Origin of the sequence: Chryseobacterium sp. ISL-6 (genome assembly GCF_018613715.1) — a bacterium.
In the GTDB taxonomy this organism is placed as follows: Bacteria; Bacteroidota; Bacteroidia; order Flavobacteriales; family Weeksellaceae; genus Chryseobacterium; species Chryseobacterium paludis.
Map to the genome: position 1 here is coordinate 424681 of NZ_JAGGPT010000005.1, position 12581 is coordinate 437261.

Here is a 12581-nt window from a genome sequence, read left to right on the forward strand (position 1 = left end):
CGATTGCATTTTCTTGTCAAATCTAAAACTTTTTTCAATCTAAAAATTAACATGTTAAAATCGTTAAACACGTTCCTGTTGTTAAAACTTTTCCCGAAATTAGTATTAAATTTAATGTTATGTCACATTTGCTTACAAGCAGAACACCGAAACCAAAATATGATGTTGTACTCATAGGTGGTGGTATCATGAGTGCCACTTTAGCTACATTACTCCACGAATTTGATCCCAATCTTGAGATCGCAATTTTCGAAAGGTTAGGCAGGTTTGCCAAGGAAAGTACCGCAGCCTGGAATAATGCAGGAACCGGACATTCAGCTTTTTGCGAATTGAATTATACCCCAGAAAAAGAAGACGGGACCATTGATATCTCGAAAGCGGAAAGTATCGCGGAACAGTTTGAGATCTCAAAACAGTTTTGGTCATACCTGCTTCAGAAAGGCTACATCCAGGAACCTAAAGATTTTATCAATTCCTGTCCACACATGAGCTTGGTATTTGGTGATAAAGACGCTGAATACCTGAGAAAACGTCACGATGCAATGATCGGTTCTGTTTTATTTTCCGGAATGAAGTTTTCGACAGATCATGAAAAACTGAAAGAATGGATTCCTTTGGTAATGAGCAAAAGGAATGCTTCTGAAGTAATGGCAGCAACAAAAATGGATTTAGGAACCGATGTGAATTTTGGAAGCCTTACCAGAAAAATGGGAAGACATTTATTGGAAGATTCTAATGTTGAGGTATTCTTATACCATGAAGTAAAAGATATCGATCCTAGAGAAAATGGAGAGTGGGAAATGAAAGTGAAAGACAGGATCCACAGTCATAAACAGGAAGTGGTAGCAGATTTTGTTTTTATCGGAGCAGGTGGCTACGCACTTCCATTACTGGATAGTTCGGATATTAAAGAAAGCGCAGGTTATGGAGGTTTTCCAGTTTCAGGGGAATGGTTGGTCACTCATAATCCGGAGTTGGTAGAAAAACATCAGGCTAAAGTATATACCCAAGCTACTGTAGATGCACCACCGATGTCTGTTCCACACCTGGATCTAAGAATCATTGATGGAAAGAAGGCACTTCTTTTCGGACCTTTTGCAGGTTTCTCAACTAAGTTTTTAAAAGAGGGCAGTTATCTTGACCTTCCTGAAAGCGTCAATACTAAAAATATCAGATCCCTATTCGGAGCATGGTGGCATAATATTCCTTTAACTAAATATCTTATTCAGCAGGTTGCCATGACCAAAGCTCAGAGGATGCAGCATTTAAGAGAATTTGTAAAAGATGCAAATGAAGCAGATTGGGAATTAAAAATAGCAGGACAAAGAGTTCAGGTGATTAAAAAAGATGAAAAAGAAGGTGGGAAGTTGGAATTCGGAACCGAAGTGGTAGTGAATGAAAGTGGAACGATTGCCTCTCTATTAGGCGCCTCACCGGGAGCCTCCACAGCAGCATATGCAATGCTCAGCGTTCTTGAAAAATGTTTTGGAGAAAAACTTCATGGAGAATGGAAAGATAAATTGTTGGAGATGATTCCTTCCTATGGACAAAAGCTGGCAGGCAATCCAGAACTTACAGAGAAAGTGAGAAATTATACGAAGGAGAAGCTGGAGCTGGAGTATTAGTTTAGATAAAAGATATTGATGATAAAAATCTTGTCTTTGTCTTTAGAATTCTTAGGTGCGCGCTGCTTATCACTTTGAGTTGATAATCATTTAAAAAGCCAACTTATATAAGCTGGCTTTTTGTTTTCCATTAAATAAAATTCTTAACACAATCATAATCCATTCAAAATATCCATATCAACTTAAATTTAAATAAATTTGTATCAGACTATTCATTACTGATTACCAATTACTATAAAAGCTGTGGAAGAAATCATTGTAAAACCTATTATTGCTAAAGAACTTCTGGAATCTCTTAAAACGAAGATAGAGGAGGAGAAACAGGTCATTGTGCATTGTTGTTTTCCGGCATCACCTTTTTTAGGTAATCTGATCAGGATTTGGAATACAACGTATCTTCTGGATAATAGTTCAGAACATCAGAGCAAATTGATCCATGCTGAAAATATTTCTATATTTCCGGATTGGACCCCGGTTCCTTTTATGCGGGATTTTTGGTTTACTTTGATATTTTCTGGTTTACCTAAAGGCTGTAAAAGTTTTGACCTTAAAGAAGTTATTCCTGAAGAAGGAGGATTCTTTGTGGAATCTATTAAGAGAAATTCTATGGATGTATATCGGGTGAAAATTTCAGAATCTTATTAATGAAAACAAGGGAAGAAAAGCTACAGCAGATCATAGCCTGGGCTGAACAGAATAAGGATATCCGGGTCGTTTTATTAACCAGTTCATTGGTGAATCCCTACGCTCCTGTTGATGATTTCAGTGATCTGGATGTAGAGCTCGTTTTTGAAAATATGGCATCTTATGAATCCGATAAAAAATGGGTTGAACTTTTTGGAGTGCCTATTTCTATGGTGGAGGAAGATGAGACTTTTTTTGAAGGTAGGCATGCGATGAAAATGGTTTTGTATGAAGACCACGTAAAAGTTGATTTTAAGCTGTATCAAAAATCTGAATTTATAAAAGAAGTACAGGAAGAAATACTTCCTGAAGATTGGGATGTGGGATATAAAGTATTGGTAGATAAGGATCAGCTTACAAAAGATTTAAAAGCTCCAACATATCAATCGATCATGATTCAGAAACCTACACCCGAAAGGTTTCAGCAGCTGATCAATGATTTCTGGTGGGATACAACTTATGTTGCAAAATGTTTAAAGCGTGATGAGATCTTCTATGCCAAATTCATGAGCGAGGATGTCATAAGAACAGACTATTTCGTTCCTCTATTGGAATGGTATATTGCCAGTGAACAGGGATGGAATAATATAACTACCAATAAACATGGAAGACTTTTCAAGCGATATTTGTCTCCTGAACTCTGGAAGAAAGTTGAAGCAACTTTTTCAGGAAATAATATCGAGGAAAACTGGAATGCAATATTTGCGTATGCAGATCTCTTTCATGAAATAGGGATTGATATTGCAACAAAGATCAATACAGTTTATCCTGAAGAGCTTGAAAATAAAGTAAGAAAATACCTGATTGAAATTAGGTTACAAGGCTAAGCAAATTCGTTTTGTTGGATTAAATTTTCGATACAATACTCGGTAATAGCCACAATAGTAACAAAAGGATTTACTCCGATTGTTCCGGGAATTAAAGAGCCATCCAGAACGAAAAGGTTTTCATGATCATTTAATTTTCCATAGGAGTTCGTTGCTTCGCCTAATACACAACCTCCTAATGGATGGTAGCATATATTAGGTCCAAAACCATTTTTAAAAAGAAAATGACTTCTTGTCCCACCATTTGCTTTATTCATTTTTTTGATAAAATAATCAGCATTGGCTCTCATTTTTTCAGTATGACTTTCATTCCAGTCAATAGCAAGTTTTTTAGCAATAGGATCATAAGAAACCTTTCCTTTTTTATCAACGCGATTGATTAATAAATACAACGCAGTGGCTACGTCCATTCCCATCGGTAGTGGTGCAATCTCTGTGAAGAAAGGATGTTCCCTATCATCCCAATTATCAACTCCGCCTACGGGAATTGTGGATTGTTGAACTCCGGTACCACCGGATAAAGGTCTCACCCAGTTTCTGCCCGTCATAAAGTTTCCGTTATTGCCCCAATTCTCACCGACATTTTTTCCAAGAGGAAACTGATTCCTGAAATTCGATTTCATTAAAAGCTCTAATGTTCCTATGGTTCCAGCTGATAATATCAGTTTTTTACAATGAAAGACTTTTTCTGCCACAAGATCTCCCGAAGTATTGATGTGACGAACCTGCAGCGTATAGCTTTTGTCCTCATTTAGTTCAATAGAGTCAACACAATGTAAATCTAGGATTTCAAGATTTCCAGTGTCTAGTGCCTTTTTGAGATAGGTTTTATCAAGACTGTTCTTACCATAATTATTTCCGTAAATAACTTCAGTGTTAAGAGCAGATCGTGGAACTTCATTTTTAAATTCCTTTTCCATGTATTTGAAATCATATACATTCGGAACTCTGATGGTCTTGAAGCCGGCTTTATGAGCTTCTTCTTCACCTACTCTTGTAAATTTATAATAAGGACAGTCATTTAAAAACTGTTCATCAATAACGTTTACCTTTAATTCTTTTCGGGCCAAAGGGAAATAAAACTGATAAAATTTGTCAGCATCTAATTGAGGAAAAACCTCTTTAAAATAGCTTTCCTTAGGTGTTACTGCCATTCCGCCATTAACGATGGATCCACCACCCACACCTCTTCCTACCCAGACGTTGATGTGTTCAAAATCCAATCGGTCCAAAGCTCCTGTAAAAGGAGTTAAAGAAAAGAGGTTCATAAAAGGAGCTATCGTTTTCTTTTTTAGCCAGGCTGCACTTTTTCCAGGCTTTAATAAATTGGAGAATGGTAGTCCCGATTTTTCCCAATTAAGACCCATCTCCAGCATCAGTACTTTTTTTCCTGCTTCACAAAGACGTAAAGCAGCGACAGCTCCGCCATATCCGGAACCAATAATAATGATGGGAGATTCTAATGTTTTCCTTTGTTTCTTAATTTTCGGCTGTGATGCAAAAAGAAGATGAGTACTCAGGAAGTAAAGACTCGATATTCCTAAGGCACTGGTGGTAATGAATTTCTTTCTATCCATGATCCTTATTTCTCAAAAAGCATGCTAGAAAAACAAAAAAAATCATAAATTATATTTAAAATATTGCCCAATTTTTACTGCACTTATACTGTTCATCCTCTAAAAAATTCATAGTTTTATTCTTTTAATTTTGATATTCATGAAAAAATATATTTTAATACTCTTTCTATTTCCATTATTAGTCTTTTCTCAAAAGACGATTTCAAAAGAAGAGAAAGAAGTAAAGAAATTTCAGAAAGAGCTTAATGAAGAATACTTAAATTCTAAAGAAACTCCTTTACGCGGTGATAATTTTACCAACTTCAAAGAACATCCTTTCTTTCCATTTGATTTAAAATACAGAGTAACTGCAAATTTCGTTAAAACAGAAAATTCTGAACCTTTTGAAATTCCCACTTCATCGGGGAAAACAAAACAATACAAAGAATATGGAAAGGCTAGTTTTCAATTGGACGGAAAGCCTTATACCCTGACATTGTATCAAAGCCTAGACTTATTAAAGCAGGAAAAATACAAAGATTATCTTTTCCTTCCTTTTCGTGATGCAACCAATGAAAAGGAAACCTATGGTGGTGGGAAATATATGGATCTGAAAATTCCGAAAGGAAATACTATTATTCTGGACTTTAATCAATCATATCAGCCTTATTGTGCTTACAATGCCTATGATTACAATTGTCCGATCGTTCCCGAAGAAAATAAGCTTCCTGTAGAAATTCGTGCAGGAGTAATGTATAACGATATTTATCATCATTAAAAAATGGTTAGCCTACACTTTTACAAACCAGAAGACTTTTCTGAAGTTAATTATATTCTGGATGAAATCCAATCACAATATACATCAACCGCAGAATTCGCTATAGAAAGGATCAAAGAGCGTAATGATGGGAAAGGTTTTTCTATAACCATTTTTGATGACGATAAACCTGCAGGTTATTTCGCCCTGGACTTTGGTGATGATAAATTTGATCTTACTGATAATCCAAACTCGGTTTTACTGAGATCACTGTCTATAAACCCCGACTTTCAGGGAAAGGGAATTGGTAAAGCAGCGATGATTCATGTGGATGATTTTATCAGAAGAAATTTCAAGAATTGCGATGAAATTGTTTTAGCAGTGAATCAAAATAATACCTCAGCCTATGAGCTTTATTTAAAAGTAGGATACCGATACGATGGTAAAACCAGAATAGGCAGAAGTGGGCCACAACTTCTCATGTATAAAAAACTTTAAGAAAATTTTAAAGTAAAATCTTATTCTCAGCGTGATCTTTCCCTTAACTTTGAGTAACATCAAATAATAAATATGGAAATATCACTTCGTAATCAGGTAGCAGTTGTTACTGGTGCATCAAGCGGAATAGGTACCGGAATTGCTAAATCTCTTGCTTCGGCAGGAGCTACAGTTATTGTTAATCATTCTTCAGAAAGATCTACTGATGAGGCTAAAGCAGTTTTAAAGGATATTACTGATGCCGGTGGAAAAGGGATAACCTATCAATGTGATGTTTCAAAAGAAGATCAGGTTGTAAAAATGTTTCAGGAAGTAGTCTCGCAATTCGGAACTGTAGATATTCTGGTGAACAACGCAGGGATTCAAAAAGATTCTAAATTTACAGAAATGACCATCGATCAGTGGAATGCTGTAATTGGTGTCAATCTAACCGGGCAATTTCTTTGTGCCAGAGAAGCTATAAAAGAATTTCTACGCCGTGGTATCGATCTTTCCCGTTCCAAAGCTTGTGGGAAAATTATTCATATCAGTTCTGTTCATGAAATTATCCCATGGGCTGGTCACGCTAATTATGCATCCAGTAAAGGTGCGATAAGAATGCTGATGCAGACATTAGCTCAGGAGCATGGAGCTGATAAGATACGGGTTAATTCTATTTGTCCCGGAGCAATTCAAACCCCTATTAATAAGGATGCATGGAGCACTCCTGAGGCTTTAAATAATCTTCTTCATCTCATTCCATATAACAGAATTGGACAACCGGAAGATATCGGAAACTTAGCTGCATTTTTAGCCAGTGATTTGGCCGATTACATTACAGGAACAAGCGTTTTTGTAGATGGTGGAATGACCACTTTTGAGAGTTTTTCTACTGGAGGATAGAATTTGTCATTCAAAATGTAGCAACAAATTGAAGAATCTCATCTTTTAATTCTGATAGATTACTGTAGAATTAAGATCTAATTACTTATCATTCATAATATATCAACATGACAGAAAAACAGAGGCTTTCAGATGTTACCTGGAAAAAATGGGGTCCTTATGTAAGCAATAGGGAGTGGGGACTCGTTCGTGAAGATTATAGTGCGAATGGAGATGCATGGAACTATACCAATCATGATACTGCTGAAGCTAAGACTTATCGTTGGGGAGAAGAAGGAATTTGTGGAATCTGTGATGATTGGCAGAAACTGATTTTCTCTGTAGGCTTCTGGAATAAAAAAGACAAGATGGTGAAGGAGCGTTTCTTTGGTCTAAGTAATGGACAGGGAAATCATGGTGAAGATGTAAAAGAATATTTTTATTATCTGGATTCTACTCCCACGCATTCTTATATGAAGATGTTATACAAATATCCTCAAAATGCTTTTCCTTATGAAGATTTGCTAAAAACAAATGCCGAAAGAAGTAAGAGTGATGCAGAATATGAATTAATTGATACAGGAATTTTTGACCGGAATGAGTATTTTGATATTTTTATTGAATACGCTAAAGAAAGTCAGAATGATATTTTAGTGAAACTAACAATTATCAATAAATCAGAAAATGAAGCCTCTCTTAATATCATGCCTGGTGTTTGGTTTAGAAATACCTGGAATTGGGGATATGATGATTATAAGCCTCAATTGAGCTCTGACGAAGCAACAACTATCAAGGTTCATCATAAAGATCTAAACGTCAAAAATGTATATGCAAAGCAGTCATTGAAGACCTTGTTTTGTGATAATGAGACTAATAATGAAAGGCTTTATCAGTCATCTAATCTCTCCCGATATTGTAAGGACGGAATCAATGATTTCATTATTAATAATAATTCATCAGCAATAAATCCCAATGATATTGGAACAAAGGCTTGTTTTTTTATTGATGAAAATTTTAAAGCTAAAGAAACAAAAGCATTTGAATTCAGGATTTCTGATAAAGACTTAACCGAACCATTTAAAGATTTTGAAGAAATTTTTGATGGAAGGAAAAAAGAATCCGATGAATTTTATAATGAAATTCAGAAAGGAATGCAGTCTGATGACGAAAAAATGGTGCAAAGACAAGCTTTTGCAGGAATGCTTTGGAACAAAATGTACTACCATTATAATGTAGAAAAATGGTTAAAAGGAGATCCTGGAGAAGTAAACCCTCCAAAATCCAGAGAAAAAATAAGAAATTATGATTGGAAACATCTTAATAATGAACATATTATTTCGATGCCCGATAAATGGGAATATCCATGGTATGCTACTTGGGATCTGGCATTTCATGCCATTAGCTTTTCATTAATTGATCCCGATTTCGCAAAGTATCAGTTAAAACTTTTCCTATTTGAGTGGTATATGCATCCAAATGGTCAGCTTCCTGCCTACGAGTGGGATTTCAGTGATGTGAATCCTCCTGTTCATGCCTGGGCTGTTTTCAAGGTTTTTAAAATCGATGAATACCTTAATGATAAGCCTGATTTGCAATTTCTGGAAAGTGCTTTTCAGAAACTATTAATGAATTTCACATGGTGGGTAAACAAAAAAGACAATAATGGAAATAATATTTTTGAAGGCGGATTTTTAGGACTTGATAATATAGGTGTTTTTGATAGAAACAGTATGCTTCCTAATGGTGAACAGTTAGAACAGGCCGATGGAACAAGCTGGATGGCCATGTTTGCTCTCAATATGATGAGGATAGCACTGGAATTGGCCTTGTATAATAATGTGTATGAGGAAATGGCAATGAAGTTTTTTGAGCATTTTCTTTCAATAGCCCACTCGCTCGATAATATGGGAGATGAAAACTTTGGACTTTGGGATGAAGAGGATGAATTCTTTTACGATGCAATTTCCTCTAAGGATGGAAATCATATGTACCTGAAACTACGAACCATAGTGGGGCTTATTCCGATGTTTGCTGTTGAAGTAATTGATGATGAGGTAATTGAAAAACTCCCGAACTTTAAAAAGAGAATGTATTGGGTATTGAAAAATAAACCTGAACTGGCAGCTCTGGTTTCTCATTGGGAAGTAAAAGGGCATGATTCCAAACATTTGCTTTCACTCCTCCGTGGACATCGTCTAAAAAGATTACTTAGCAGAATGCTTGATGCCAATGAATTTTTAAGTGATTATGGAGTTCGTGCATTATCTAAAGTATATGAACAGAACCCTTATGCAGTTAGCCTGAATGGAATTGACTATTCTGTAAAATATACCCCTGCGGAAAGTGATAGCGGACTATTCGGAGGCAATAGCAATTGGAGGGGGCCTATTTGGTTTCCTATTAATTATTTAATTATTGAAAGCCTTCAAAGCTTTTTCTTCTATTATAGCCCAGATTTTATGGTAGAATATCCAACAGGAAGTGGAAGCTATTCCAATCTGGATCAAATTTCAGATGCCTTGAGTAAAAGGCTTTCCAAGATATTTTTAAAAGATGAAAATGGAAACCGCCCTGTTAATGGACAATATCCAAAGTTTCAGACAGACCCTGATTTTAAAGATTATATTCTGTTTTACGAATACTTTCATGGAGATAGCGGGCGTGGAGTAGGAGCTTCCCATCAAACAGGATGGACAGGCTTGATAGCAAAAATTCTTCAACCGAAGTTTCCTAAGAAAGAAATCGCAGAATCTGAAACAGAGAAGCCTGAAGATGTAAAATCTTAAAAATTGATCTTTCAATTTCACAATTTAACAGGTTATTCAAAAATCTGCTGAATGATTTCCAAAGAAGTTGGTATTTTAAAATCACTGATATGATAATGATAGTAGACCAATATGCTATCAAGGAAATCCTTCCGGAAGGAAGAATTGATCTTTATTTCATATGGATTCTCAGAAGAAATAATTGACTTCCAGAGTGAGGATACTTCATGATTAAATAGTTGATGAGTCTGAGAGAGTGAAAAAGTTCCCGTTTCTGGATCCAGAAAATCATATACATTTACCAGAGGTGTAATCCCATGTATTTTTAATATTTTAATTAAAAAAATAAGATGAGACTGATAGTTTAGTGAAGATAGCTTACCTATAAATTCATCAATACTAAAAAATAAGATCAGGTTTTTATCTTCATTTCTTAGAATCTGATTTAAAAAATCTGAGACAAAAAAGATGACCGTATTGATCTTGATATCTGTATAAATATCATTATTTTTTACCAATTCAAATTTTGAAATGGATCGTATACCGCTGCTTTTTCCCATACTAATGGAAATATTCAGTTGATTCAATGGCTGTAACAGTGCCTTTTTCTTATTTCTTTTAGAGTATATCCCCTTTAGGAAATAAGTCTGAAAACCATCTTCCTCCGTAAAACAATGCAGAATCGCATCATTCTCACCATATTTTATAAATGAAAGTAAAAATGCTCTTTGTGAATTCATTAATTAACCACAGCTATTTTAGCAGTAGCCTTATCAGAACCATCTTCATTGGTCATTAATACAAAATAGATTCCTGATGCTACCCTCGTGCCACGTTGATTATTGAGATCCCACTCGTAATAACCACCTCTTGCTACTGCTGAATGAACAACATTTCCAGCTACATCTGCAATTCTGATATTCGTTTTCTCAGCTAAACCTTTAATGGTTACTTTTCCTTTAAAGTTAGAATATACCACAGGATTTGGATAAACCACAACATCTCCAAAATTAGAAGTTACATCAGCCACATCGCCCTGATAAGTAACAATTCCGCTATAGGAAACAAAATATACCTTTCCTGTCTTCCTGTCTACTTTAATGTCTGTGATACTATTGGTGGGTAATGGCGAGTTTTCTTTAGTAAAGTGTTTGATGGTACGCTGTCCATCTGAAGACATATAATAAACGCCACCGCCGTCTACAGAGATCCATTTGTAATCTCCTGCATCTACTTCTATTTGTAAGATTTGAGAATCACGAAAAAGCTCTTCTCCAAGATTATTTTGCTCAATAATAATTGGTTCTACAGCGGGATTAGGTTCTTTAATTGCTGATACAGCATTTGAGAACACTCTTAGTCCACTATCAGAACCAATCCATGCATCTCCTGCCTTATCAATAGCGACAGAAATACTTCCGTTAGAATTGGTTGGAAGTCCATTGGACTGACTTAACAAATAAGGCGTGTCATCAGATACATTTGTAGGTGTTTTTTTATAATCATATACCAAGAAGTTATTTGTTCTTGGCATGGGAATCCATAATAAATTTTCATAGTATAATGCTTTTTGAACACCATTACTTAAAAGACCGAGATCTTTTACAATGAAATTATCTGCTGCTTTATCATAGGGAGCTATTGCGATGGAACCTGTATCCATGAATGCAATAGTAGCAATGAGGTTATTTTGATCATCATATGTTAAACCAACTGGACGACGTACAAAGTCACTAGGTGCAGCTAAATCGTAATATTTAGTAAAATCGAAATCTTTGTTACCAGCATTATACTTCATCTTGTAAATACCTTGCCCTCCAAAGACGTAATTGGTAAAGAAAACCTCATCAGGATTACTAGGATTAGAAGTAGCATCCAAAACATTAAAAGTTTGGGATTTTCCTATAAAATAAGATGGATAAATCCATTGCATTCCATTAAAATAATAAAAACCTGGGTTTTTAGGATTGATTACAGGCCCGTTAAATCTTGCATCTCTGGAACCTGTTGATATTAAAAGTTGATTTTCACCATATAAACTAAGCTTGTATGCATTATTGAAATATGGACCATCTGGTTTAAATGAGTTACTGGCTTCGTCCTTAATCCCTGATAATATGGATCCACCATACATTTTGCCGTTCACTGTTGTTGCTGTGTTACATTCTTCACCAAGACTTACAGCGCCCATGAAATTTCCATTAGTATTAAATGAATAAATTCTGGCTTGATCGGTTACAATGATATTATTTGGATTTACTACGATATCGCTAACTTTTCCAAAAGTTTGTGAAAGTGGGGTAGCTACGCCGTTGTCGTAGAGATATGCTGTTGTCGGAGAAGAAAAACTTAGTACAGATTCTGAATCGATTTGCGTAAATGAACCGGGCATTTCAGTAGTCCATGTAGAATATATCGGAAAGGTAGTATTCATTTCATGGCTTTTAAATCCGGTAGTGGTTACACAGTATACTTTATTGCCAACAATTGTTGCCTCGTTACTCGCTTGATAAACTCCACCAACAAGAAAAAATGTAGAATCATTGAATTCTTTTTTCTTCAGATCAAAAATTGAAAGTCCATATCCAACTGAAACAACAGCCTTGTCTCCAGTAATAGAAATATGATTGATCTTTTTACTTCCGTTGTATCCGGTAGCAATAGGAATATCAACCACATAAGTAACCCCGTCTGGAGTTACAACATCTAAAGAACCATTTTGATAACCTATCAGTCCTATTTTAGTTTGTGGATTATAGTCGAAGGCAGATATACCAACCTCGTGTAGACCATTTGCTTTAGACAGCTTTGTAATTTCACCTGTTGATATGGTATAATAAAAAAGTCCGTTTTCTGCTGCTGCAATTATTTTTCCGTGATCTTCTTTCATAGCGATCACATTATTGTAAGAGAATATATCCGACCATTTCTTTGACGAAATAACCTGTGCATTTGCGAATTGTACGGATGCTAAAATACCAAGGGAAATTATGGAGAGTTTTTTCATA

At 35.5% G+C, this 12581-nt stretch carries 10 protein-coding genes; 7 read left to right on the forward strand and 3 right to left on the reverse strand.

The features are described 5' to 3' along the window. Positions 1-119: 119 nt before the first annotated feature. The 3 genes from mqo to J7E44_RS09675 all read left to right on the forward strand — a co-directional run bounded on the left by mqo (position 120) and on the right by J7E44_RS09675 (position 3136). Entirely contained in the window at positions 120-1625 is a 1506-nt protein-coding gene (gene mqo / locus J7E44_RS09665; protein WP_214828688.1) for a malate dehydrogenase (quinone), read from the forward strand. Positions 1626-1868: 243 nt separating this feature from the next. Further along, complete coding sequence (locus tag J7E44_RS09670; protein WP_214828691.1) at positions 1869-2270, forward strand: hypothetical protein; 402 nt, start codon at positions 1869-1871, stop codon at positions 2268-2270. Then, positions 2270-3136, forward strand: coding sequence for an AadS family aminoglycoside 6-adenylyltransferase (locus J7E44_RS09675; RefSeq protein ID WP_214828693.1), 867 nt, complete (start codon positions 2270-2272; stop codon positions 3134-3136). The genes J7E44_RS09670 and J7E44_RS09675 overlap by 1 nt, the downstream gene beginning before the upstream one ends. On the opposite strand, the gene J7E44_RS09680 is transcribed toward J7E44_RS09675, so the two are convergent. After that, a complete protein-coding gene (locus J7E44_RS09680) occupies positions 3133-4713 on the reverse strand; it encodes a GMC family oxidoreductase N-terminal domain-containing protein (protein ID WP_214828696.1) in 1581 nt (526 codons plus the stop codon). The two genes, J7E44_RS09675 and J7E44_RS09680, sit on opposite strands and share 4 nt — an antisense overlap. Positions 4714-4852: 139 nt before the next feature. Between J7E44_RS09680 and J7E44_RS09685 the strand changes: the two genes are divergently transcribed. From J7E44_RS09685 to J7E44_RS09700, 4 genes are all read left to right on the forward strand, one after another. Further along, on the forward strand, positions 4853-5470 hold the full coding sequence (locus J7E44_RS09685) for a DUF1684 domain-containing protein (RefSeq protein ID WP_214828699.1): 618 nt from the start codon (positions 4853-4855) through the stop codon (positions 5468-5470). A gap of 3 nt (positions 5471-5473) precedes the next feature. Beyond that, the gene (locus J7E44_RS09690) at positions 5474-5947 is read left to right on the forward strand and encodes a GNAT family N-acetyltransferase (RefSeq protein WP_214828702.1); all 474 of its coding nucleotides are present in this window, start codon (positions 5474-5476) and stop codon (positions 5945-5947) included. A 72-nt stretch (positions 5948-6019) separates the two neighbouring features. Then, a complete protein-coding gene (locus J7E44_RS09695) occupies positions 6020-6829 on the forward strand; it encodes a glucose 1-dehydrogenase (protein WP_214828705.1) in 810 nt (269 codons plus the stop codon). A gap of 107 nt (positions 6830-6936) precedes the next feature. Next, positions 6937-9594: an MGH1-like glycoside hydrolase domain-containing protein gene (locus tag J7E44_RS09700; RefSeq protein WP_214828710.1), complete on the forward strand. Its 2658-nt coding sequence runs from the start codon at positions 6937-6939 to the stop codon at positions 9592-9594. A 32-nt stretch (positions 9595-9626) separates the two neighbouring features. Here J7E44_RS09700 and recO read toward each other — a convergent pair whose 3' ends face one another. Both recO and porZ read right to left on the reverse strand, forming a co-directional pair. Beyond that, positions 9627-10313 carry a DNA repair protein RecO gene (gene recO / locus J7E44_RS09705; RefSeq protein ID WP_214828713.1) on the reverse strand — a complete coding sequence of 229 codons (687 nt, stop codon included), beginning with the start codon at positions 10311-10313 and terminating at the stop codon, positions 9627-9629. Continuing rightward, a complete protein-coding gene (gene porZ / locus J7E44_RS09710) occupies positions 10313-12580 on the reverse strand; it encodes a type IX secretion system anionic LPS delivery protein PorZ (RefSeq protein ID WP_214828716.1) in 2268 nt (755 codons plus the stop codon). Before porZ ends, recO begins: the two co-directional genes overlap by 1 nt. Position 12581 lies beyond the last annotated feature (1 nt).